The sequence below is a fragment of the Enterobacter sp. 22466 genome (assembly GCF_052044775.1).
Taxonomy (GTDB): Bacteria; Pseudomonadota; Gammaproteobacteria; order Enterobacterales; family Enterobacteriaceae; genus Enterobacter; species Enterobacter dissolvens.
In genome coordinates this window covers 466250-489404 of record NZ_JBQENX010000001.1, presented here as the reverse complement: position 1 = coordinate 489404, position 23155 = coordinate 466250, and the positions used below count along the sequence as shown (strand labels likewise).

At 53.3% G+C, this 23155-nt stretch carries 18 protein-coding genes and 8 tRNA genes; 21 read left to right on the top strand and 5 right to left on the bottom strand.

Features of this window, described 5'->3' with window-relative positions; translation table 11 throughout:
- The first annotated feature begins 45 nt into the window (after window positions 1-45).
- Both fldA and fur read left to right on the top strand, forming a co-directional pair.
- The gene (gene fldA, locus ACTJJI_RS02320; RefSeq protein ID WP_008501067.1) at window positions 46-576 is read left to right on the top strand and encodes a flavodoxin FldA; all 531 of its coding nucleotides are present in this window, start codon (window positions 46-48) and stop codon (window positions 574-576) included.
- Window positions 577-866: 290 nt separating this feature from the next.
- Complete coding sequence (gene fur / locus ACTJJI_RS02315; protein WP_010428651.1) at window positions 867-1313, top strand: ferric iron uptake transcriptional regulator; 447 nt, start codon at window positions 867-869, stop codon at window positions 1311-1313.
- 106 nt (window positions 1314-1419) lie between these two features.
- On the opposite strand, the gene chiQ is transcribed toward fur, so the two are convergent.
- The 4 genes from chiQ to nagE all read right to left on the bottom strand — a co-directional run bounded on the left by chiQ (window position 1420) and on the right by nagE (window position 7506).
- Window positions 1420-1749, bottom strand: a complete 330-nt coding sequence (gene chiQ / locus ACTJJI_RS02310; RefSeq protein WP_118283176.1) for a ChiQ/YbfN family lipoprotein — start codon at window positions 1747-1749, stop codon at window positions 1420-1422.
- Between the two features lie 44 nt (window positions 1750-1793).
- On the bottom strand, window positions 1794-3191 hold the full coding sequence (chiP, locus tag ACTJJI_RS02305; protein WP_440652898.1) for a chitoporin ChiP: 1398 nt from the start codon (window positions 3189-3191) through the stop codon (window positions 1794-1796).
- 446 nt (window positions 3192-3637) lie between these two features.
- Window positions 3638-5305 carry a glutamine--tRNA ligase gene (glnS, locus tag ACTJJI_RS02300; protein WP_014831093.1) on the bottom strand — a complete coding sequence of 556 codons (1668 nt, stop codon included), beginning with the start codon at window positions 5303-5305 and terminating at the stop codon, window positions 3638-3640.
- A 179-nt stretch (window positions 5306-5484) separates the two neighbouring features.
- Complete coding sequence (gene nagE / locus ACTJJI_RS02295; protein WP_014831092.1) at window positions 5485-7506, bottom strand: N-acetylglucosamine-specific PTS transporter subunit IIBC; 2022 nt, start codon at window positions 7504-7506, stop codon at window positions 5485-5487.
- Window positions 7507-7834: 328 nt separating this feature from the next.
- Between nagE and nagB the strand changes: the two genes are divergently transcribed.
- The 13 genes from nagB to ACTJJI_RS02230 all read left to right on the top strand — a co-directional run bounded on the left by nagB (window position 7835) and on the right by ACTJJI_RS02230 (window position 14807).
- Window positions 7835-8635 carry a glucosamine-6-phosphate deaminase gene (gene nagB, locus ACTJJI_RS02290; RefSeq protein WP_008501061.1) on the top strand — a complete coding sequence of 267 codons (801 nt, stop codon included), beginning with the start codon at window positions 7835-7837 and terminating at the stop codon, window positions 8633-8635.
- A gap of 55 nt (window positions 8636-8690) precedes the next feature.
- Entirely contained in the window at window positions 8691-9839 is a 1149-nt protein-coding gene (gene nagA / locus ACTJJI_RS02285; protein ID WP_014831091.1) for an N-acetylglucosamine-6-phosphate deacetylase, read from the top strand.
- An 8-nt stretch (window positions 9840-9847) separates the two neighbouring features.
- The gene (gene nagC, locus ACTJJI_RS02280) at window positions 9848-11068 is read left to right on the top strand and encodes a DNA-binding transcriptional regulator NagC (protein ID WP_013097570.1); all 1221 of its coding nucleotides are present in this window, start codon (window positions 9848-9850) and stop codon (window positions 11066-11068) included.
- Between the two features lie 45 nt (window positions 11069-11113).
- Window positions 11114-11866 (top strand): ribonucleotide monophosphatase NagD, encoded by a 753-nt coding sequence (gene nagD / locus ACTJJI_RS02275; RefSeq protein WP_013097571.1) that lies wholly within the window; start codon window positions 11114-11116, stop codon window positions 11864-11866.
- 249 nt (window positions 11867-12115) lie between these two features.
- Complete coding sequence (asnB, locus tag ACTJJI_RS02270) at window positions 12116-13780, top strand: asparagine synthase B (RefSeq protein WP_046888698.1); 1665 nt, start codon at window positions 12116-12118, stop codon at window positions 13778-13780.
- A gap of 226 nt (window positions 13781-14006) precedes the next feature.
- A tRNA-Met gene (locus ACTJJI_RS02265) sits at window positions 14007-14083 on the top strand.
- Window positions 14084-14091: 8 nt separating this feature from the next.
- Window positions 14092-14176: transfer RNA gene (locus tag ACTJJI_RS02260), tRNA-Leu, on the top strand.
- 23 nt (window positions 14177-14199) lie between these two features.
- A tRNA-Gln gene (locus tag ACTJJI_RS02255) sits at window positions 14200-14274 on the top strand.
- Window positions 14275-14306: 32 nt separating this feature from the next.
- Window positions 14307-14381: transfer RNA gene (locus ACTJJI_RS02250), tRNA-Gln, on the top strand.
- A gap of 32 nt (window positions 14382-14413) precedes the next feature.
- Window positions 14414-14488 (top strand) — tRNA-Gln (locus ACTJJI_RS02245).
- A 17-nt stretch (window positions 14489-14505) separates the two neighbouring features.
- Window positions 14506-14582: transfer RNA gene (locus tag ACTJJI_RS02240), tRNA-Met, on the top strand.
- Window positions 14583-14621: 39 nt separating this feature from the next.
- A tRNA-Gln gene (locus ACTJJI_RS02235) sits at window positions 14622-14696 on the top strand.
- Between the two features lie 36 nt (window positions 14697-14732).
- Window positions 14733-14807: transfer RNA gene (locus tag ACTJJI_RS02230), tRNA-Gln, on the top strand.
- Between the two features lie 95 nt (window positions 14808-14902).
- On the opposite strand, the gene ubiF is transcribed toward ACTJJI_RS02230, so the two are convergent.
- Window positions 14903-16078, bottom strand: a complete 1176-nt coding sequence (ubiF, locus tag ACTJJI_RS02225) for a 3-demethoxyubiquinol 3-hydroxylase (protein WP_440652894.1) — start codon at window positions 16076-16078, stop codon at window positions 14903-14905.
- Between the two features lie 135 nt (window positions 16079-16213).
- Between ubiF and miaB the strand changes: the two genes are divergently transcribed.
- The 6 genes from miaB (at window position 16214) to ACTJJI_RS02195 (ending at window position 23131) form a co-directional block, all read left to right on the top strand.
- Window positions 16214-17638 (top strand): tRNA (N6-isopentenyl adenosine(37)-C2)-methylthiotransferase MiaB, encoded by a 1425-nt coding sequence (miaB, locus tag ACTJJI_RS02220; RefSeq protein WP_013097574.1) that lies wholly within the window; start codon window positions 16214-16216, stop codon window positions 17636-17638.
- Between the two features lie 163 nt (window positions 17639-17801).
- On the top strand, window positions 17802-18848 hold the full coding sequence (locus ACTJJI_RS02215) for a PhoH family protein (protein ID WP_014831088.1): 1047 nt from the start codon (window positions 17802-17804) through the stop codon (window positions 18846-18848).
- Window positions 18845-19312 (top strand): rRNA maturation RNase YbeY, encoded by a 468-nt coding sequence (gene ybeY, locus ACTJJI_RS02210; RefSeq protein WP_003858677.1) that lies wholly within the window; start codon window positions 18845-18847, stop codon window positions 19310-19312. Before ACTJJI_RS02215 ends, ybeY begins: the two co-directional genes overlap by 4 nt.
- A gap of 89 nt (window positions 19313-19401) precedes the next feature.
- Complete coding sequence (corC, locus tag ACTJJI_RS02205; protein WP_013097576.1) at window positions 19402-20280, top strand: CNNM family magnesium/cobalt transport protein CorC; 879 nt, start codon at window positions 19402-19404, stop codon at window positions 20278-20280.
- A gap of 5 nt (window positions 20281-20285) precedes the next feature.
- Window positions 20286-21824, top strand: coding sequence for an apolipoprotein N-acyltransferase (gene lnt, locus ACTJJI_RS02200; RefSeq protein WP_118283177.1), 1539 nt, complete (start codon window positions 20286-20288; stop codon window positions 21822-21824).
- A gap of 401 nt (window positions 21825-22225) precedes the next feature.
- On the top strand, window positions 22226-23131 hold the full coding sequence (locus ACTJJI_RS02195; RefSeq protein WP_014831086.1) for an amino acid ABC transporter substrate-binding protein: 906 nt from the start codon (window positions 22226-22228) through the stop codon (window positions 23129-23131).
- The last annotated feature ends 24 nt before the right edge of the window (window positions 23132-23155 follow it).

The window sequence follows — 23155 nt, the reverse complement described above, 5'->3', positions numbered from 1 at the left end:
AAATTGCGCCACCATACCATTAAGTATCAAGAGGTTATTTTACTCATGGCAATTATCGGCATTTTCTTCGGCAGTGATACCGGCAATACCGAAAATATCGCAAAAAACATTCAAAAACAGCTCGGTAAAGACGTTGCCGATGTGCACGACATCGCCAAGAGCAGCAAAGAAGATCTCGAAGGCTATGACATCCTGCTGCTGGGTATCCCTACCTGGTATTACGGTGAAGCCCAGTGTGACTGGGATGATTTCTTCCCGACACTGGAAGAAGTGGATTTCAACGGCAAGCTGGTTGCCCTGTTTGGCTGCGGCGACCAGGAAGACTATGCCGAGTACTTCTGTGATGCGCTGGGTACCATCCGCGACATCATTGAACCAAACGGCGCCGTTATCGTAGGTCACTGGCCTACCGCCGGCTACCACTTTGAAGCGTCTAAAGGTCTGGCTGATGACGATCACTTCGTGGGTCTGGCGATTGACGAAGACCGTCAGCCAGAACTGACAGCAGAGCGCGTTGAAAAATGGGTTAAGCAGATCCGTGAAGAACTGCACCTGGACGATATCCTCAACGCCTGATTTTTATTGCGGCGCAACGAGGGTTGCGCCAGCAAACCAGGTCAAACCGATTAAATTAATCGCTACAATCTTTTAACTTTTTCGCCCAGACCTGTACAATGTCCCCCTGATAAAACGTGGCTCCCATTGAGCAAGTTTGTTGGTGATACCACGTTTTTATAAGCATACTTTACCTGAGACTTGCAGTTTTCATTTAGCCATGGCAGTTCTATAATGAGACGCATTATCCCAGGTGCATTTTCTGTCACTTCCTACAGAAGTGAATCGTTTAGCAACAGGACAGATTCCGCATGACTGACAACAATACCGCATTAAAGAAGGCTGGCCTGAAAGTTACGCTTCCTCGGTTAAAAATCCTTGAAGTGCTTCAGGGTCCAGACAATCACCATGTCAGTGCGGAAGACCTTTATAAGCGTCTTATCGACATGGGCGAAGAGATTGGGCTGGCAACCGTTTATCGTGTGCTGAACCAGTTTGATGACGCGGGCATTGTCACCCGTCATAATTTCGAAGGCGGTAAATCTGTATTCGAACTGACTCAACAGCATCACCACGATCACCTGATCTGCCTGGATTGCGGCAAGGTCATTGAATTCAGCGATGATTCCATTGAATCACGCCAGCGTGAAATCGCTGCCCGTCATGGCATCCGCCTGACAAACCACAGCCTGTACTTGTATGGTCACTGCGCTGAAGGCGATTGCCGGGAAGACGATCACGCGCACGACGCGAAATAAGCACGCTTTCATACTCTGAGCCAGCCGTAAGGTTGGCTTTTTTTTGCCTGTTGTTTGGCAAAAAAAAGCCCGGCAGCGCAGCGCCACCGGGCATGATAATAGCGAGTTAGTGACTGTTGTTGCTGCGAATCTCTTTCCAGATCCGATCGCAACGCTTCGCGACTTCCTGATCGTTACCGGTTTTGCGCGCCTGGATACAGGCCTGGTAATCCATCACGCGAATATTCTCCTGGGTTGCGAACTGCTCATGCGCTTTCTCTTTTTTCAGCACATTCAGCACGCTCTGGCAGGCTTCGATCTTCTCCGGCGAACCCTCCGCCGTATTGATACAGGCGCTGTAGGCTTCTTTCAGACGGGAGTCCTCTTTCGGGGCCTGATTCTGCGCACAAGCCACCAGTCCCGATGCCAGCAACGCGACGATTACAATTTTTTTCATATGTAGTCTCCGGCCCGGCGGGAATTACCCCGCCGGACGAGTCATCAGAAGATGGTGAACGGTGCGATAACCATGAATTTCACGTCGCGTTCATCCTGGAAGATGTTGCCGTAACCGCCCGCGTAGCTCGGGATATCGGAGTGGTTGTCGTATTGTGTAAAGTGCAGTTTGAACATGGTTCCTTTGGCGCGACCATCCTGCAGGGTGTAGATCGCATCCAGGCTGTAAGAGGACTCTTTGAGGCGATAGTTTGGATCGTAGTATGCGTCCGGTGTTGCCATATCAGCAGGCTTCGCGTCACATGCGTAGGCGTAAGATGCCCCCACCGCCCAGCCTGGCAGGTTCCAGTTTTTCAGATCATACATTGCGCCGAAGAAGACCGCTTTTTCGCCATCGGCGTTGAAGTCGGAACGGTTATCCCACCAGATATCCAGACGACCGTTTGAAGATGCATAGGTTGGGGTCATACGCTGCAGGAAGTAGCCCTGCTGCCCTTCCGCTTTCACCCACGTTCCTTCAAGACGCAAATCCACCTGGCCGACTTTGTAGCCGAAGGTCAGCGCCTGCAACCACGCCGTGCCATCATAAATATCATTCACGCTGCCATCACTGACTTTGTCTCGCGTACCGTAGAACTGGTAACTGGTACTCAGCGGGCTACCAGCAATATCAAATTTGTAACTGGCTTTAGCAAAATACTGGTCGATATAGCCTTCCGCCTGACCAAATGCCGCTTCAAGCACTAAATCATTTTTAAAGTCGTACTTCGCACCCAGCGAGTGGAGATAATCCACTTTGGTCTTTTTATCGTTCTGGTAGAACTTGTCCATTTCGATATGCCACGGCGCTTTATACTCGTTGGTCCACATATACGAGAAGCTCAACGCACCTGCGTCACCGTAATCAAAATTGGCGCCCGCTTCTGCACCCTGATAGGTACCTGGCATAAAGCTCCAGTGCGGTGCTAACAGGGTTTGGCCGGTTGGCTGAATATAACCACCGCGCGCCCATACCGGGCCGTATTTAAATTTCGCGGCAGCTTTATACAGGCTGATACCGCTTTTATCTCCAGACCAGTCTTCTTTATACGCTTTATTACTGGAGGAGAAGGCAATTTCGTTCGGGTGGCCGCTGTCACCATTTTCCGCCATTTCAATTGCCGTGAAGGCGGCAATATCCAGACCGAACATATCGGCAGCGTAACCAGACTGGAAATCCAGGTTGGCGTTCCAGGTAGAGTGAGAAAGGTTCGTTTTATATTTATCTTCCGTGACATCTTTACGGTCACGTTCACGCTGCCAGTAATAAATACCGCCCGTGAGGGTTGAATCATCGATGAAGCCTGCTGCTTTAGCGTCTGGCGTCACCACCAGGCCTGACATTGCTGTCACACCGGCAATAGCCAGCGCCAGCGCACTACGTTTGCCACTGAACGTACGCATAGATTATTCCTCTTTGACGAATTAAAACGCCTAAAACGGCGAAAAATATAAAAGACCTGATGGTCTGGGGTAGTCGGAAATACCCTCGAATAACTACCGTCTTTAGGTTATTTTTCGCGACGCGAATTATCAATGCTTTTCGGCGGGCAAAACTCAGGATTATGACGAAGTGCACATAATTGGTAGTGCTTTGTAACATTTAACGCAAGGCGAGAGCTGGCGGGGGAAAGAGCGAATTTTCAATGAGTAACATTTTATTTTAGTGTCGATTTTACAGACTTAAGACTTTTCAAAAGCAGATTAACTTTTTTAAAAAAAATAAGTAGCACCTCATTGACCTGTTATTTTCACATACCCTATTTCGCTAGTGCTTTAAAGGCATGATCACGCTATAAAAAAACGCCGCATTACGCGGCGTTTGTTTCTCATTGACCAGCGCGGCGTTATTATTCGCCGATCTTCGTCCAGGTATCTCGCAGACCGACCGTACGGTTAAATACCGGTTTTTCAGCGGTGCTGTGACGGCTGTCCAGGCAGAAGTAACCTTCACGTTCAAACTGAAACGCTTTACCCGCCTCAGCCGCTTTGAGGGATGGCTCAGCATAACCCTGTTTGATCACCAGCGATTCCGGGTTGATGGTCGCCAGGAAGTCTTCTGCTGCGCCCGGGTTAGGCACGCTGAACAGACGATCGTACAGACGAATCTCTACCGGCAGCGCGTGTGATGCACTGACCCAGTGGATCACGCCTTTCACCTTACGACCGTCCGCCGGATCTTTGCTCAGGGTCTCGGCATCGTAAGAGCAGAAGATGGTCGTGATGTTACCTTCTGCATCTTTCTCCACGCGCTCAGCTTTGATCACGTAGGCGTTACGCAGACGCACCTCTTTACCCAGCACCAGTCGCTTGTACTGCTTGTTCGCTTCTTCGCGGAAGTCAGCACGATCGATCCAGATTTCACCGCTGAACGGCACCTCACGGTTGCCCATCTCCGGTTTATTCGGATGGTTAGGCATGGAGACCATTTCGCTCGCACCCTGCGGGTAATTTTCGATAACCAGTTTCACCGGGTCGATAACCGCCATCGCGCGCGGCGCGTTTTCGTTCAGATCTTCACGGATGCAGGACTCCAGAGAGGCCATCTCGATGGTGTTGTCCTGCTTGGTCACGCCGATACGTTTGCAGAACTCACGGATTGACGCCGCGGTGTAGCCACGACGGCGCAGACCGGAGATGGTCGGCATACGTGGGTCGTCCCAGCCTTCAACATGCTTATCAGTCACCAGCAGGTTCAGCTTACGCTTGGACATCACGGTGTATTCCAGATTCAGACGAGAGAACTCGTACTGACGCGGATGCACCGGAATCGTGATGTTATCCAGCACCCAGTCGTACAGACGACGGTTGTCCTGGAACTCCAGCGTACACAGCGAGTGGGTGATGCCTTCCAGCGCATCGCTGATGCAGTGAGTGAAGTCGTACATCGGGTAGATGCACCACTTGTTACCGGTCTGGTGGTGTTCAGCGAATTTGATGCGGTACAGCACCGGGTCGCGCATCACTATAAACGGAGACGCCATATCGATTTTGGCACGCAGGCACGCTTTGCCTTCCTCGAAACCACCAGCACGCATTTTTTCAAACAGCGCCAGGTTCTCTTCCACGCTGCGATCGCGGAACGGGCTGTTTTTACCCGGTGCCGTCAGTGTACCGCGGTATTCACGGATTTCATCCGCAGAGAGCTCGTCAACGTAGGCCAGACCTTTATTGATCAGCTCAACGGCATAGGCATACAGCTGATCGAAATAGTCAGAGGAGTAGCAGATATCGCCAGACCAGTTGAAGCCCAGCCATTGCACGTCGTTCTTGATGGACTCAACGTATTCGATGTCTTCTTTTACTGGGTTGGTGTCATCGAAACGCAGGTTGCACTGCCCCTGATAGTCTTGCGCAATGCCAAAGTTCAGGCAGATAGATTTCGCATGCCCAATGTGCAGGTAGCCGTTTGGCTCCGGCGGGAAACGGGTATGAATTGTGGTGTGCTTACCACTGGCCAGATCTTCATCGATGATCTGACGAATAAAGTTACTCGGGCGGGCTTCTGCCTCACTCATCGTGGATTCCTCAAAGCGTAAACAACGTATAACGGCATATGATCTTATAAGCCGGACGTAGTGACAACCCTTAGTTACGGAAAATACGTATCAGATGAAAATAATGGGGGCGTTTGCTGCAAAAAAAAGCGGCGGAGGAATTCCCCCGCCGCTTAAGGCATGACTCTACTCAGGAGCGATTATTTGCCTTTAATCTCATACAGTGGCGTTTGCCCTGCAACAACCTGACCTTTTGCCTGCAGCACCAGGCCGCTGAAGTCGTCAATGTTGCTGCACACCACCGGGCTTATCATCGAGCGGGCATTGGCGTTCAGGAAATCCAGATCCATTTCCAGAATTGGCTGACCTGCAACCACTTCTGCCCCCTCTTCCACCAGGCGAGTAAAGCCCTGGCCGTTAAGCGCAACGGTATCAATACCCATATGAACCACGATCTCCGCGCCTTTTTCGGTTTCGAGGCAGAACGCGTGGTTGGTGTTGAAGATTTTCACGATGGTGCCCGCCGCAGGAGACACAACGGTCTTCTCCGTTGGTTTTACCGCAACACCGTCACCGACCGCTTTGCTGGCAAACGCTTCGTCAGGAACCTGCTCAAGCGCGACCACTTCACCCGTAACCGGGGAAACCAGTGCGGCGATGGTGGTGGCGTTTGGTACCGCCTGCGGTTTTGCCGCAGCAGTTGCGGCGGCAGGTGCCTCTGACGCTTGCGCAGCAGCGACAGGGCCAGTCGTTTTCATGGCGTTAGCAATTTTTTCCGCCACAAAGCCCACGATAATCTGCACGCTGGTTTTGTTCAGGCGAATAACACCGGAAGCACCCAGACGTTTAGCCAGCGCTTCGTTTACCAGTGAAGAGTCTTTGACGTTCAGACGCAGACGAGTGATACAGGCATCAATACCGGTCAGGTTGTCAGAACCACCGACAGCGGCAATGTACTGACGGGCCAGACCAGACACGTCCTGATCCTGCGCGCCGCTCACGTTCACGTCCTGGCCATCGGCTTCGCTGCCGGCAACAGCCAGTTCGCGACCCGGGGTCATCAGGTTGAATTTGGTGATGGTGAAACGGAACACCACGTAGTAGATAACGAAGAACACCAGACCTTGTGGGATCAGCATCCACCAGTGGGTCGCCAGCGGGTTACGGGAAGAAAGCACCATATCCACCAGACCGGCACTGAAGCCGAAACCAGCAATCCACTGCATGCTTGCAGCGATGAACACGGAGATACCGGTCAGCACGGCGTGAATAACATACAGAACCGGAGCAACGAACATGAAGGAGAATTCCAGCGGCTCGGTGATACCGGTGAAGAAGGCAGCAAACGCACCCGCCATCATGATACCCAGCACTTTCGCTTTGTTCTCTGGACGTGCGCAGTGGTAGATAGCCAGCGCAGCACCCGGCAGACCGAACATCATGATCGGGAAGAAGCCCGCCTGGTAACGACCGGTGATACCCACAACCGCTTTACCCGCTTCAATGGACTGTGCGCCACCGAGGAAGTTAGGAATATCGTTAATGCCCGCAACGTCGAACCAGAACACGGAGTTCAGCGCGTGGTGCAGACCGACCGGGATCAGCAGACGGTTGAAGAACGCATACACGCCAGCACCGACAGAACCCAGTTTCTGAATGTGTTCACCAAAGTTAACCAGACCGTCAAAGATCACCGGCCAGATGTACATCAGGATGAACGCAACGAAGATCATCACGAAAGAAGTCAGGATAGGCACCAGACGACGACCGCTGAAGAACGACAGCGCTTTTGGCAGTTCAACACCGCTGAAGCGGTTGTACAGTTCCGCAGAGATAATACCGACGAGGATACCCACGAACTGGTTACTGATTTTACCGAACGCAGCAGGAACCTGGTCCGCCGGGATCTTCTGGATCATGGCAACCGCAGCCGGAGAACAGAGTGTGGTCAGCACCAGGAAGCCCACGAAACCCGTCAGCGCGGCAGCACCGTCTTTATCTTTGGACATGCCATAAGCCACACCAATGGCAAACAGCACGGACATATTATCGATAATGGCGGAACCAGACTTAATGAAGAACGCCGCTAATGCGTTGTCTCCACCCCAGCCGACCGGGTCAATCCAGTAACCGACACCCATTAATATCGCTGCCGCTGGCAACGTGGCGACCGGCACCATAAGCGCACGGCCAACCTTTTGTAAATAACCTAGAATACTCACTTTCTTCCCCCTATGAGACCCCGTTTAAGGCATGTTCTCAGCTCTGTTTTTTATTGTGTCACGAACTATAAATACAGTTGATGATTCACTGGCATTGTGAGTGTGTGAAAAATTAATTCGTATCGCAAATTAAAAGCGTACTTTTTGTGATTTTTGTCACCAAATATCGTTTACCACCCTCCCTTTCACTGGCTAACATCGAAAACTTATTTTATCATTCGAAAAATCAAGACGGATTGATCCGGCCTGAAAGGTTCCAGGTTACGCTTAAATATCAGGTTCCGATCACTATCCGCCCACTCTTCTACTTTAACTCTTGAGGTGAACAATGAGACTGATTCCCCTGGCAACTGCTGAACAAGTCGGTAAATGGGCCGCTCGCCATATCGTTAACCGTATTAACGCGTTCAAGCCGACCGCCGATCGTCCTTTCGTACTGGGTCTTCCAACAGGCGGCACGCCGCTGACCGCGTATAAGGCTCTGGTTGAGATGCACAAAGCAGGCCAGGTTAGCTTCAAGCATGTTGTCACCTTCAATATGGACGAATATGTCGGCTTACCGAAGGACCATCCAGAAAGCTACCATAGCTTTATGCACCGCAACTTCTTTGATCACGTTGATATTCCAGCTGAAAATATTAACCTGCTGAATGGAAACGCGCCTGATATTGACGCAGAATGCCGTCAGTATGAAGAAAAAATCCGTTCTTACGGTAAAATCCACCTGTTTATGGGCGGCGTGGGTAACGATGGTCATATCGCGTTTAACGAACCGGCGTCCTCTCTGGCGTCCCGCACCCGTATTAAAACGCTGACCCATGACACGCGCGTGGCAAACTCCCGCTTCTTTGATGGCGATGTGAACCAGGTTCCAAAATACGCCCTGACTGTAGGCGTCGGCACGCTATTGGATGCCGAAGAAGTGATGATTCTGGTTCTGGGTGGCGTGAAGGCGCAGGCGCTCCAGGCCGCCGTTGAAGGCAACGTAAACCACATGTGGACCATCAGCTGCCTGCAGCTGCATCCAAAATCAGTCATCGTCTGTGACGAACCGTCCACGATGGAACTGAAAGTGAAAACGCTGAAATACTTCAACGAGTTAGAAGCTGAGAACATCAAAGGTCTGTAATTGAATAACCGCCTCTTCATGAAGAGGCGGCCGCTTTTTTTAACCGGGGGTCGTTATGTACGCTTTAACCCACGGTCGGATTTATACCGGCCATGAAATTCTGGATGACCATGCGATTGTTATCGCGAATGGCCTGATTGAACGTGTTTGCCCGCTGGCAGAACTGCCGCCGGAGATTGAACAGCGCTCACTCAATGGAGCAGTGATCTCCCCCGGTTTTATCGACGTTCAGTTGAACGGCTGCGGCGGCGTGCAGTTTAACGACACCGCAGACGCCGTCACCGTCGACACGCTGGAAATCATGCAGAAAGCGAACGAGAAATCGGGCTGCACCAGCTATCTGCCAACCCTCATCACCAGCAGCGATGAGCTGATGAAACAGGGTATCCGCGTCATGCGTGACTACCTGGCAAAACACCCAAATCAGGCTCTGGGTCTGCACCTTGAAGGGCCATGGCTGAATATGGTCAAGAAAGGGACGCATAATCCGGATTATGTGCGAAAACCAGATGCTGAACTGGTCGACTATATGTGTGCCAATGCCGATGTGATCACCAAGGTGACGCTGGCACCTGAAATGACCGGCACTGACGTTATCAGCAAACTGGCCGCCGCCGGGATTGTCGTGTCAGCAGGCCACTCAAACGCCACGCAGAAAGAGGCAAAAGCCGGTTTCCGCGCAGGCATTACCTTTGCGACGCACCTGTATAACGCCATGCCATACATCACGGGTCGTGAACCGGGTCTGGTCGGGGCGATTCTGGATGAGCCAGACGTTTACTGCGGTATTATCGCAGACGGTTTACACGTCGATTACACCAACATTCGCAACGCCAAGCGGCTGAAAGGTGACAAGCTTTGTCTGGTGACAGATGCCACCGCACCGGCAGGGGCAAATATTGAGCAGTTCATTTTTGCCGGTAAAACAATATACTACCGCAACGGACTGTGTGTGGATGAAAACGGTACGTTGAGCGGCTCCTCCCTGACCATGATTGAAGGCGTGCGTAACCTGGTTGAACATTGCGGGATTGCGCTTGATGAAGTCCTGCGAATGGCAACCCTTTATCCTGCGCGCGCTATCGGCGTGGATAAACAGCTTGGCGGAATTGCACCAGGTATGGTTGCAAACCTGACGGCATTCACACACGATTATAAAATTATTAAGACCATCGTTAATGGTAACGAGGTCGTCACTGAGTAAGTAAAAGTATGACACCAGGCGGACAAGCTCAAATCGGTAATGTCGATCTCGTTAAACAGCTTAACAGCGCGGCGGTATATCGCCTGATTGACCAACACGGGCCAATCTCACGTATTCAGATAGCCGAACAAAGCCAGCTTGCTCCCGCCAGCGTGACAAAAATTACACGTCAGCTTATTGAGCGCGGACTGATCAAAGAAGTCGATCAGCAGGCCTCCACCGGGGGCCGCCGCGCAATTTCCATCATCACCGAAACGCGCAATTTTCAGGCCATTGGCGTGCGTCTTGGTCGCCATGACACCACCCTCACACTTTACGATCTGAGCAGTAAAGCCATCGCGGAAGAGCACTACCCTCTTCCGGAGCGCACCCAGGAGACCCTGGAACACGCGCTGCTGAATACTATCGCGCACTTTATCGAAAGCTGTCAGCGCAAGATCCGCGAACTCATCGCCATTTCAGTGATCCTGCCCGGGCTGGTTGATCCGGAAAGCGGCGTCATTCGTTACATGCCACATATCCCGGTCGAGAACTGGGCGCTGGTGGAGGCGCTGGAAAAGCGCTTTAAAGTGACCTGCTTTGTGGGCCACGACATCCGCTCGCTGGCGCTGGCCGAGCACTACTTTGGTGCGAGTCAGGACTGTGAAGACTCTATTCTGGTGCGTGTTCACCGCGGCACCGGGGCGGGCATTATCTCCAACGGCCGTATCTTTATTGGTCGTAACGGCAACGTGGGCGAGATTGGTCATATCCAGGTGGAACCGCTCGGCGAGCGCTGCCACTGCGGTAATTTTGGCTGTCTTGAAACAGTTGCCGCCAACGCAGCCATTGAGCACCGCGTCCGTCATCTGCTGGAACAAGGCTACCAGAGCCGCGTGACGCTGGACGATTGTAAAATCGGCGCCATCTGCAAAGCCGCCAATAAAGGCGATGCGCTGGCCTGCGAAGTGATCGAGCAGGTCGGGCGCCACCTCGGTAAAACCATTGCCATTGCCATCAACCTCTTTAATCCGCAAAAAGTGGTGATTGCAGGCGAAATCGTCGAGGCGGAAAAAGTGTTATTGCCCGCGATTGAAGGCTGCATTAACACTCAGGCGCTGAAGGCGTTTCGCCAGAATTTACCGGTCGTGCGTTCGACGCTGGATCACCGCTCTGCGATTGGCGCGTTTGCGCTGGTCAAACGTGCCATGCTCAACGGGATCCTGTTGCAGCATTTGCTGGAAAGCTAATCGGGACTTATAGTAACGCCTTCTTTTTTTGATGTCGGATTGTTCATGACCATTAAGAATGTAATTTGTGATATTGACGGCGTGCTGATGCACGACAACGTCGCCGTGCCAGGTGCTGCGGAGTTTCTTCACCGCATCATCGACAAAGGAATGCCGCTGGTTCTGCTCACGAACTACCCTTCCCAAACCGGTCAGGACCTGGCGAACCGTTTTGCCACCGCGGGCATCAACGTACCGGACAGCGTGTTTTATACCTCCGCCATGGCGACGGCAGATTTTTTGAAGCGTCAGGAAGGGAAAAAAGCCTACGTGGTCGGAGAAGGTGCGCTGATCCACGAGCTGTATAAAGCAGGCTTTACGATCACCGATGTAAACCCGGACTTTGTAATTGTCGGCGAAACGCGCTCGTTTAACTGGGAGATGATGCATAAAGCAGCCTACTTTGTCGCCAGCGGCGCGCGCTTTATCGCCACCAACCCGGATACGCACGGCCGTGGTTTCTATCCGGCCTGCGGTGCACTGTGCGCCGGTATCGAAAAAATCTCTGGTCGTAAGCCGTTTGTTGTCGGTAAACCGAGCCCGTGGATCATTCGTGCCGCGCTGAACACGATGCAGGCCCATTCTGAAGAGACCGTGATTGTCGGTGATAACCTGCGCACCGATATTCTGGCAGGTTTCCAGGCGGGTCTGGAAACCATTCTGGTGCTCTCCGGTGTCTCTCAGCTCGATGACATTGATTCGATGCCGTTCCGGCCGAGCTGGATATACCCCTCCGTCGACGAAATTGACATTATTTAATTCAGAACCACGCCTCAGGGCGTGGTTTTTCATTTATAGCCCCCACAAATAAAACCCCATCTAACAAAAACGTCAATTCATTGCAGAATCATCAATAAAACTATTTATGACATACTCTTTTTTCAACATTCTGCAATCACCATTGCACTATTTCCGTTTAACACTTTAAAACCCTTGCGCGCCCTTCCCCTTTGCGGCATTTTCATAAGCAAGCAACATTACAAAGCAACAGGGTTAACGGAGAAGGTTATGTGTTCAATTTTTGGCGTACTGGATATTAAAACTGACGCGGGCGAACTGCGTAAAAAAGCACTCGAACTGTCCCGCCTGATGCGCCATCGCGGCCCGGACTGGTCTGGCGTCTACGCCAGCGACAAAGCAATTCTGGCGCACGAACGCCTGTCGATTGTTGACGTCAACGCCGGTGCACAGCCGCTGTATAACGAGAAAAAAACACACGCGCTGGCTGTCAACGGTGAAATCTATAACCATCAGGCACTGCGTGCGGAGTATGGCGATCGCTACGCCTTCCAGACCGGCTCTGACTGTGAAGTTATTCTGGCGCTGTATCAGGAAAAAGGCCCCGAGTTTCTGGACGACCTGCAGGGCATGTTTGCATTCGCCCTGTACGACAGCGAAAAAGACGCGTACCTGATTGGCCGCGACCATATTGGTATTATCCCGCTGTACATGGGCCACGATGAACACGGCAACTTCTATGTTGCGTCTGAAATGAAAGCGCTGGTGCCGGTGTGCCGCACCATTAAAGAGTTCCCGGCAGGCAGCTACCTGTGGAGTAAAGAGGGTGAGATCCGCTCTTACTACCAGCGCGACTGGTTCGACTATGACGCGGTAAAAGACAACGTCACGGACAAAGCCGAACTGCGTCAGGCGCTGGAAGATTCCGTTAAGAGCCACCTGATGTCAGACGTGCCTTATGGCGTCCTGCTCTCCGGCGGTCTGGACTCCTCCGTCATTTCCGCCATCACCAAGAAATTTGCGGCTCGCCGCGTGGAAGATCAGGAACGCTCTGAAGCCTGGTGGCCTCAGCTGCACTCCTTTGCCGTGGGTCTGGAAGGCGCTCCGGATCTGAAAGCCGCGCAGGACGTGGCGAACCACCTCGGCACCGTGCACCATGAGATTCATTTCACCGTGCAGGAAGGTCTGGATGCGATCCGCGACGTGATCTATCACATTGAAACCTATGATGTGACGACCATTCGCGCTTCCACCCCTATGTACCTGATGTCGCGTAAGATTAAGGCGATGGGCATCAAGATGGTGCTGTCAGGTGAAGGTTCTGATGAAGTATTTGGCGGCTACCTGTATTTCCACAAAGCGCCGAACGCGAAAGAGCTGCATGAAGAGACGGTGCGTAAACTGCAGGCGCTGCACATGTTTGACTGTGCACGTGCTAACAAGGCGATGTCGGCATGGGGTGTGGAAGCGCGCGTTCCGTTCCTGGATAAGAAATTCCTTGATGTGGCCATGCGCATCAACCCGCAGGACAAAATGTGCGGCAACGGCAAAATGGAAAAACATATCCTGCGCGAATGTTTTGAATCCTACCTGCCAGCCAGCGTGGCGTGGCGTCAGAAAGAGCAGTTCTCGGATGGTGTTGGCTACAGCTGGATCGACACCCTGAAAGAGGTGGCGGCGAAACAGGTTTCAGACCAGCAACTGGAAACGGCAAGCTTCCGCTTCCCCTACAACACGCCGGGCTCTAAAGAAGCGTATCTGTACCGTGAGATCTTCGAAGAGCTGTTCCCGGTGCCGAGCGCTGCCGAGTGTGTGCCTGGCGGTCCGTCAGTTGCCTGCTCCTCAGCGAAAGCCATTGAATGGGATGAATCTTTCAAAGCGATGAACGATCCATCAGGACGTGCGGTAGGCGTTCACCAGTCCGCCTATAAATAACCTGTAATTTCAACATCAGGCCCTGCGGGGCCTGTTTTTTTTTGCCTCACATTTCCCCCGCTAAAAACGATTAATAACCAATAATTGCCGAATATTCGGTCACGCTGTTCGCAACCTAACCAAACAGTCACATTCCGGCCATTTTCGTTGAAAAAGGTGTTGACGCTGCAAGGGTCTATACGCATAATGCGCCCCGCAACGCCGATAAGGTAACGCGAAAAAAGATGGCTACGTAGCTCAGTTGGTTAGAGCACATCACTCATAATGATGGGGTCACAGGTTCGAATCCCGTCGTAGCCACCATCTTTTTTGCGGGAGTGGCGAAATTGGTAGACGCACCAGATTTAGGTTCTGGCGCCGCAAGGTGTGCGAGTTCAAGTCTCGCCTCCCGCACCATTCCCAGGACAGCGTTGCACGGATGGGGTATCGCCAAGCGGTAAGGCACCGGTTTTTGATACCGGCATTCCCTGGTTCGAATCCAGGTACCCCAGCCATATTTCTTCGATTTTGCGGTTCTCCGCGGTATTGGGGTATCGCCAAGCGGTAAGGCACCGGTTTTTGATACCGGCATTCCCTGGTTCGAATCCAGGTACCCCAGCCATATTTCTTCGATTTTGCGGTTCTCCGCGGTATTGGGGTATCGCCAAGCGGTAAGGCACCGGTTTTTGATACCGGCATTCCCTGGTTCGAATCCAGGTACCCCAGCCATCGAAGAACGCAGTACTGGCTACGTAGCTCAGTTGGTTAGAGCACATCACTCATAATGATGGGGTCACAGGTTCGAATCCCGTCGTAGCCACCAAATTAAGATTATCGATTGTAATCGGTAATAAAAAATTGTTGGGGTATCGCCAAGCGGTAAGGCACCGGATTCTGATTCCGGCATTCCGAGGTTCGAATCCTCGTACCCCAGCCAATTTTAAAAGTCGTTAAGCAGTACGTTTAACGCAATTGGGGTGTCGCCAAGCGGTAAGGCTCTGGTTTCTGATACCAGCATTCCGGGGTTCGAATCCCTGCACCCCAGCCACTTAAAACAAACAAGCCCGCTCTGCGGGCTTTTTTGTTTTTGTTGCTCAGAATAGTGCCCCTGATGCCCTCTCCCACGGGGAGAGGGAATAAAGATTAGAGTCCCAGGGCGTATTTCAGAGCCTGACGTTTCAAACCACCGGCGCGTTCCGCCGCCATCAATCCAATGTTCCGCAGAATACGCACCGGCGCTAAGTCATTGCTGAATCCGGCATAGAACAGATCCATCCCCGACTGCATGATGAAGTTATCCGCCATACGTCGCGTCTGGTAGCGCTTGAGTACGTGATGGCTTGACCAGGCCTCCGCGTGAGCGCGTGCATTGCCCAGCACATCCAGTAAAGCGTCAACGTCACGATACCCCAGATTCACCCCCTGCCCCGCCAGCGGATGAATGGTATGCGCCGCATCGCCCACCAGCGCCAGCCCTTCACGGGCATACTGCAACGCGTGGCGCCGTGTGAGGGGAAATGCCCCTGCGGCAACCGGCGTGACGTATCCCAGACGGGCCGGGAAGTGTTGCAGGATTTCACGCTGCAACTGCGCCATTGAAAGCCCCTGCAACTGGCGGATGCGCGCCGGTTTGTCATACCACACCAGCGACGCCCAGTTATCAAACAGCGGTAAAAAGGCATGCGGACCATTCGGGGTAAAGTGCTGCCAGGTACTCTCTCCCGGCGCGTTCTCGCACTGAACGGTGATCAGCATACAGGACTGCTCATACTGCCAGGCATGAACGCCGATACCCGCCATCTGTCTGACCTGCGAGTGAGCACCGTCAGCCCCAATGACCAGTTTTACAGCCAGTTCATCGCCACTGTCGAGCGTCAGCGTATAGCCGCTATCATGAGGATGCAGCGCCTTCAGCGACGCAGGGACACGCAGCGTCACCTTCGGATGCGCCTCCAGCGCCTGCCAGAGCGCCCGCTGGAGGACGTTGTTTTCCACCATATAGCCCAGACGTGGCAGCTTCAGCTCGGCGGCATCAAACGCGACGTGGGCATTTTCCCATTCCCAGGTTTCGAGGCGACTGTAAGGGTGAGCCCGCATATCGAGCACCGCCTCCCAGACGACCAGCCCGCGAAGCAGATCGACAGAGGCCGCGCTGATGGCGGAAATGCGGACATCCGGCTTTGTCGTCGGGTCAAACTCAGCCGGTGCCGCCTGCTCAATAACCGTTACCTCAAATCCCTGCTGCGCCAGCCCCAGCGCCAGCGCGCCGCCGACCATACCGCCGCCGACAACGGCTATTTCGGTGTGTTGGAGTGTCATGGTCACTTTTCCTTATTGGAGAATCCCTTAAGTTTACCGGATTTTTGCGGTCCTGAGACGCATAACCTTCATACTGGTCACAACCCCACCAAAGCATTACAATACACGGCTTGCAATCCTGAGCTGAGCAAGTCGATGACTAAAAAACTCCATATAAAAACCTGGGGCTGTCAGATGAACGAATACGATTCATCCAAGATGGCCGATCTGCTGGATACCACCCACGGATACCAGCTGACTGAAAATGCGAAAGAAGCCGATGTGCTGCTGCTGAATACCTGCTCCATTCGTGAAAAAGCGCAGGAAAAAGTCTTTCACGTGTTAGGTCGCTGGAAACTTCTCAAACGAAAAAATCCGGACCTGATCATCGGTGTGGGTGGCTGCGTCGCGTCGCAGGAAGGTAAGCTGATCCGCCAGAGAGCCCCCTATGTGGATATTGTCTTTGGCCCACAGACCCTGCACCGCCTGCCTGAGATGATCAATAAAGTGCGTGGCGATCGTAGTCCGGTTGTTGATGTCAGCTTCCCGGAGATCGAAAAATTTGACCGTCTGCCCGAGCCGCGCGCGGATGGCCCGACGGCGTTTGTCTCCATCATGGAAGGCTGCAACAAATATTGCACCTACTGCGTAGTGCCGTATACGCGCGGTGAAGAAGTAAGCCGCCCGGCAGACGATATTCTGTTCGAAATCGCACAGCTTGCCGCACAGGGCGTACGCGAGGTGAACCTGCTGGGTCAGAACGTTAACGCCTGGCGTGGTGAGAACTACGACGGCACCACTGGCAGCTTTGCAGAGCTGCTGCGCCTGGTGGCCGCGATTGACGGTATCGATCGTATTCGCTTTACCACCAGCCATCCAATGGAATTCACCGACGATATTATCGACGTTTACCGCGATACGCCGGAGCTGGTGAGCTTCCTGCATTTGCCGATTCAGTGCGGCTCTGACCGCGTGCTGAACCTGATGGGGCGTCCGCATACGGTGCTGGAGTACAAATCTACAATTCGTAAGCTGCGTGAAGCGCGCCCGGATATCCAGATAAGCTCCGACTTTATCGTTGGCTTCCCTGGTGAAACCGCTGACGACTTCGAACGCACCATGAAGCTCATCGGCGAAGTGAATTTTGACGTCAGCTACAGCTTCATCTTCTCTGCGCGTCCTGGCACACCTGCGGCCGATATGGTTGACGATGTCCCGGAAGAAGAGAAAAAACAGCGTCTGTACATTCTGCAGGAGCGTATCAACCAGCAGGCGAACGCCTGGAGCCGCCGTATGCTCGGCACTGTCCAGCGTATACTGGTGGAAGGTACCTCCCGCAAGAGCATCATGGAGCTGTCCGGCCGTACCGAAAACAACCGCGTGGTGAATTTCGAAGGCACACCGGACATGATCGGTAAATTTGTGGACGTTGAGATTGTGGAAGTGCTGACCAATTCGCTGCGCGGGAAGCTGGTGCGCACCGAAGATGAGATGGGTCTGCGCATTGCGCAATCGCCTGAATCCGTGATTTCCCGCACCCGCAAAGAAAACGATTCTGGCGTACGGGTTTACCAGCCATAATCCTTCAGGCCTGCCTTCCCGGCAGGCCTTGTATTTCCTCTCATCGCCCCCAATATCTTCCGCAACGCTTGCGCCTTTTTTCCATGGCGTGAATAATTTCGGTAATGACCGTTTTATTACGCCTGAGGGCGCCGGGCCAGTTAACCAATCAAAGAGGAACAGTTTGAACATAGACACGCTTGAAATTAGCCTAACGCCCGCAGACAACGCTCGCCTGCTGAGCCTGTGCGGGCCGTTTGATGACAACATCAAACAACTGGAGCGACGTCTGGGTATCGAAATCAATCGTCGCGATAATCATTTCAAACTCACCGGACGCCCTATCTGCGTCAATGCGGCTGCGGACATTCTGCGTAACCTGTATGTTGATACCGCCCCGATGCGCGGCGAAATTCAGGATATCGAACCAGAACAGATCCACCTCGCCATTAAAGAGGCGCGCGTGCTTGAGCAGAGCGCGGAAAGCGTGCCGGACTATGGCAAGGCCATAAACATCAAGACCAAACGTGGCGTCATCAAACCGCGTACACCGAACCAGGCGCAGTACATCGCCAACATCCTCGACCATGACATCACCTTCGGCGTGGGCCCGGCGGGTACAGGTAAAACCTATCTGGCCGTTGCCGCTGCAGTTGATGCGCTGGAGCGCCAGGAGATCCGTCGTATTCTGCTGACCCGCCCTGCTGTTGAAGCGGGTGAAAAACTCGGCTTCCTGCCGGGAGACCTGAGTCAGAAGGTGGATCCTTATCTGCGCCCTCTGTACGACGCGCTGTTCGAAATGCTCGGCTTCGAGAAGGTTGAGAAGCTCATCGAACGTAACGTGATTGAAGTCGCCCCGCTGGCCTACATGCGTGGCCGTACCCTTAACGATGCGTTCATTATTCTGGATGAGAGCCAGAACACCACCATCGAACAGATGAAGATGTTCCTGACGCGTATCGGCTTTAACTCGAAAGCGGTCATTACCGGTGACGTCACCCAGATCGACCTGCCGCGCAGCACCAAATCGGGCCTGCGCCACGCCATCGAAGTGCTGGCCGAAGTGGACGAAATCAGCTTTAACTTCTTCCACAGTGAAGACGTGGTACGCCACCCGGTGGTCGCGCGTATCGTTAACGCCTATGAAGCCTGGGAAGAGGCCGATCAGAAGCGCAGGGCCGAACTGGCCGCAGAACGTAAGCGCGAAGCGCAGGAGCAAGAACAGAAATGAGTCAGGTGATCCTCGATTTACAGCTGGCCTGTGAAGATAATTCCGGCATGCCAGAAGAGGCGCAGTTTCAGAAATGGCTGGATGCCGTTATCCCCCAGTTTCAGGAAGAGTCAGAAGTCACGATTCGCCTGGTGGATGAAGCAGAGAGCCATGAGCTCAACCTGACCTACCGCGGGAAAGATAAGCCAACCAACGTGCTCTCTTTCCCGTTCGAAGCCCCACCGGGTATTGAGATGCCGCTGCTGGGCGATCTGATCATCTGCCGTCAGGTGGTGGAACAGGAAGCCAAAGAACAGCAAAAGCCGCTCGAGGCCCACTGGGCGCATATGGTCGTCCATGGAAGCCTGCACCTGCTGGGCTACGATCATATTGAAGATGACGAAGCGGAAGAGATGGAGTCCCTCGAGACAGAGATAATGCTTGCTCTGGGCTATGAGGATCCGTACATTGCCGAGAAAGAATAGTCAGACAACAGACTGACTAACATGCCGCCGCGTAAGGAAATCACGCGGCGGTAAACATTGAACTGACGAGAGAACCCTTAACAAACGCCATGAGCGACGACAATTCACACAGTAGCGACACGACAAACAGTAAAAAGGGATTTTTCTCCCTCATTCTGAGCCAGCTTTTCCATGGTGAGCCCAAAAACCGTGATGAACTGCTGGAGCTGATTCGTGATTCCGGGCAGAACGATCTTATCGACGAAGATACGCGCGAAATGCTCGAAGGGGTAATGGACATCGCCGACCAGCGCGTTCGCGATATCATGATCCCCCGCTCGCAGATGATCACCCTGAAACGTAACCAGAGCCTCGACGAGTGCCTCGATGTCATTATCGAATCCGCTCACTCCCGTTTCCCGGTCATCAGCGAAGACAAAGATCACATCGAAGGGATTTTGATGGCGAAAGATCTGCTGCCGTTTATGCGCAGCGATGCCGAAGCCTTCAGCATGGAAAAAGTGTTACGCCAGGCGGTTGTTGTGCCGGAAAGTAAACGTGTGGATCGGATGCTGAAAGAGTTTCGCTCCCAGCGTTACCACATGGCGATTGTGATTGATGAATTTGGCGGCGTGTCAGGCCTCGTCACGATCGAAGATATTCTTGAGCTGATCGTGGGCGAGATCGAAGACGAGTATGACGAAGAAGAAGATATCGACTTCCGTCAGCTTAGCCGCCACACGTGGACCGTCCGCGCGCTGGCCTCCATTGAGGATTTCAACGACGCCTTCGGCACCCACTTCAGTGATGAAGAGGTGGATACCATTGGCGGGCTGGTGATGCAGGCCTTTGGTCATCTTCCTGCCCGCGGCGAAACCGTTGACATCGATGGTTACCAGTTCAAAGTGGCGATGGCCGACAGCCGACGTATTATACAGGTTCATGTCAGAACGCCGGACGACTCACCGGTGCCAAAACTGGAAGATTAATGTAAATGGCATTTGCCCCATTGCTTGAACGCCAGCGCGTCCGTTTGCTGCTGGCGCTGCTACTCGGAGCCAGCGGTACGCTGGCTTTTTCTCCTTACGATATCTGGCCTGCGGCCATCCTCTCCCTGATGGGATTACAGGGTTTAACCCTGAATCGTCGTCCCGTCCAGGCTGCAGCCATCGGCTACTTCTGGGGGCTGGGCCTGTTCGGCTCAGGTATTAACTGGGTCTACGTCAGCATCGCCCAGTTTGGCGGTATGCCGGGGCCGGTTAACGTCTTTCTTGTTGTACTGCTGGCTGCCTATCTCTCGCTCTATACCGGTCTATTTGCGGGCATTCTCTCCCGCCTGTGGCCTAAAACCACCTGGCTGCGCGTCGCCATTGCGGCCCCCGTGGTCTGGCAGATTACCGAGTTCCTGCGCGGCTGGGTGCTGACCGGCTTCCCGTGGCTGCAGTTTGGCTACAGCCAGATCGACGGCCCGCTGAAAGGGCTGGCGCCAGTGATGGGTGTTGAGGCAATCAACTTCCTGCTGATGGTGGTAAGCGGTCTGCTGGTGCTGGCACTGGTCACGCGTAACGGGAAACCACTGGTGGTGGCGCTGGTCCTCTTCGCCCTGCCCTTCCCGTTGCGTTATATCCAGTGGTATACCCTGATGCCTGAGCGCGCAACGCAGGTTTCAATGGTACAGGGCGATATTCCGCAGGCGATGAAGTGGGATGAGAAAGAGCTGCTGAACACGCTGAAAATCTACGCCAACGCCACTGAAGAGGTGATGGGTAAATCGCAGCTGATCATCTGGCCTGAATCCGCCATTCCGGATCTGGAAATTAACCAACAGCCGTTTCTGAATATGATGAACGATCTGCTGCGCGCGCGCGGCAGTACGCTGATCACCGGGATTGTGGATGCGCGTCTGAATCAGCAGAACCGCTACGATACCTACAACACCATCATTACGCTCGGCAAAGACAGCGACTACAGCTACACCTCGACTGACCGGTATAACAAGAATCACCTTGTTCCGTTCGGCGAGTTTGTTCCGCTGGAGTCGATTCTGCGTCCGCTGGCACCGTTCTTTGACCTGCCAATGTCCTCCTTCAGTCGGGGACCGTATGTGCAGCCGCAGCTGCATGCACACGGTTTTGCCCTGACGGCGGCCATTTGCTACGAGATCATCCTCGGCGAACAGGTACGCGATAACTTCCGTCCGGATACGGACTTCCTGCTGACCATCTCTAATGATGCCTGGTTCGGTAAGTCGATTGGTCCGTGGCAGCATTTCCAGATGGCGCGAATGCGTTCCCTGGAGCTGGCGCGTCCTCTGCTGCGCAGCACCAACAATGGCATCACCGCCGTGATTGGACCCCGGGGTGAAATTCAGGCCATGATCCCGCAGTTTACGCGCGAAGTGTTGACGGCTAAAGTCACGCCAACAAGCGGCCTGACGCCATATGCCCGTACCGGTAACTGGCCGCTGTGGATCCTGACCGCCCTGTTTGGCTTTGGGGCTGTGCTGATGAGCCTGCGTCAGCGTCGCCAATAACCTCACCTCTTCCTGCCGGGTGGCGGCTACGCCTTACCCGGCCTGCATTTCGCTTCGTCGGTCGGGTAAGGCGTAGCCGCCACCCGACAGTTCCCTCCCCAATTTCAATTCTGGCACGTCTATTGCTTTGTTTATTCACGCAAACGCAGTTTGGCTTAACGTGCAACCTTGTCGCACCAGCGCAGATCATCAGTAGCACCGAAACGGTGCAATGAGAGATTTTTGCCTCGGAATGGTGCGGCGCGCTTCGCAAAAATAAACAATAACGCAGCAAAATCTTTACATTAAGCCAGACTAAATGTTAACAAGCTTGCATAACACTGCACTCGCATAGCGCGAGATATAACAACATCACAATGGGTATCAATGCGTCTCTGGCGCTGATAAGAAAGGAGTTGGGTATGCAATTACGTAAACTGGCCACAGCAATGCTGGTAATGGGGATGTCCGCAGGCGTCGTTCACGCTGAAGACGCGCCGGCAGCCGGCAGCACTCTCGACAAGATTGCCAAAAACGGCGTGATCGTGGTCGGCCACCGTGAATCTTCTGTCCCGTTCTCTTACTACGACAACACGCAAAAAGTCGTGGGCTATTCACAGGATTACTCTAACGCTATCGTTGAGGCCGTGAAGAAAAAGCTGAACAAACCCGATCTGCAGGTGAAGCTGATTCCGATCACCTCACAGAACCGTATCCCACTGCTGCAAAACGGCACTTTCGATTTTGAGTGTGGCTCTACCACCAATAACCTGGAGCGTCAGAAACAGGCTGCCTTCTCCGACACCATCTTTGTGGTGGGGACCCGTCTGCTGACCAAAAAAGGCGGCGCGATTAAAGATTTTGCTGACCTGAAAGGCAAGGCCGTTGTTGTGACCTCCGGGACAACCTCAGAAGTGCTGCTGCACAAGCTGAACGACGAGAAGAAAATGGATATGCGCATCATCAGCGCGAAAGACCATGGTGACTCCTTCCGTACGCTGGAAAGTGGCCGTGCCGTCGCGTTTATGATGGATGATGCCCTGCTGGCTGGCGAACGTGCAAAAGCGAAGAAACCGGACAACTGGGATATCGTGGGCACCGCGCAGTCGAAAGAAGCTTACGGCTGTATGCTGCGTAAAGACGATCCGCAGTTCAAGAAGCTAATTGATGACACCATCGCCCAGGTGCAAACCTCTGGTGAAGCGGAAAAATGGTTCGACAAATGGTTCAAGAACCCAATTCCACCTAAAAATCTCAACATGAACTTTGAACTGTCTGACGACATGAAAGCGCTGTTCAAATCACCGAATGACAAGGCTCTTAACTAATTAGAACTACAGGGGCGGGATCTC

Excerpts from the sequence above, each read along its gene's own strand:
- glnS (WP_014831093.1), bottom strand. The coding sequence starts at position 5,305 with ATGAGTGAGGCAGAAGCCCGCCCGAGTAACTTTATTCGTCAGATCATC.
- corC (WP_013097576.1), top strand. The coding sequence starts at position 19,402 with ATGAGCGACGACAATTCACACAGTAGCGACACGACAAACAGTAAAAAG.
- ACTJJI_RS02195 (WP_014831086.1), top strand. The coding sequence starts at position 22,226 with ATGCAATTACGTAAACTGGCCACAGCAATGCTGGTAATGGGGATGTCC.
- nagC (WP_013097570.1), top strand. The coding sequence starts at position 9,848 with ATGACACCAGGCGGACAAGCTCAAATCGGTAATGTCGATCTCGTTAAA.
- ubiF (WP_440652894.1), bottom strand. The coding sequence starts at position 16,078 with ATGACACTCCAACACACCGAAATAGCCGTTGTCGGCGGCGGTATGGTC.
- fldA (WP_008501067.1), top strand. The coding sequence starts at position 46 with ATGGCAATTATCGGCATTTTCTTCGGCAGTGATACCGGCAATACCGAA.
- asnB (WP_046888698.1), top strand. The coding sequence starts at position 12,116 with ATGTGTTCAATTTTTGGCGTACTGGATATTAAAACTGACGCGGGCGAA.
- fur (WP_010428651.1), top strand. The coding sequence starts at position 867 with ATGACTGACAACAATACCGCATTAAAGAAGGCTGGCCTGAAAGTTACG.
- nagB (WP_008501061.1), top strand. The coding sequence starts at position 7,835 with ATGAGACTGATTCCCCTGGCAACTGCTGAACAAGTCGGTAAATGGGCC.
- nagA (WP_014831091.1), top strand. The coding sequence starts at position 8,691 with ATGTACGCTTTAACCCACGGTCGGATTTATACCGGCCATGAAATTCTG.
- lnt (WP_118283177.1), top strand. The coding sequence starts at position 20,286 with ATGGCATTTGCCCCATTGCTTGAACGCCAGCGCGTCCGTTTGCTGCTG.
- chiP (WP_440652898.1), bottom strand. The coding sequence starts at position 3,191 with ATGCGTACGTTCAGTGGCAAACGTAGTGCGCTGGCGCTGGCTATTGCC.
- miaB (WP_013097574.1), top strand. The coding sequence starts at position 16,214 with ATGACTAAAAAACTCCATATAAAAACCTGGGGCTGTCAGATGAACGAA.
- ybeY (WP_003858677.1), top strand. The coding sequence starts at position 18,845 with ATGAGTCAGGTGATCCTCGATTTACAGCTGGCCTGTGAAGATAATTCC.
- nagD (WP_013097571.1), top strand. The coding sequence starts at position 11,114 with ATGACCATTAAGAATGTAATTTGTGATATTGACGGCGTGCTGATGCAC.
- chiQ (WP_118283176.1), bottom strand. The coding sequence starts at position 1,749 with ATGAAAAAAATTGTAATCGTCGCGTTGCTGGCATCGGGACTGGTGGCT.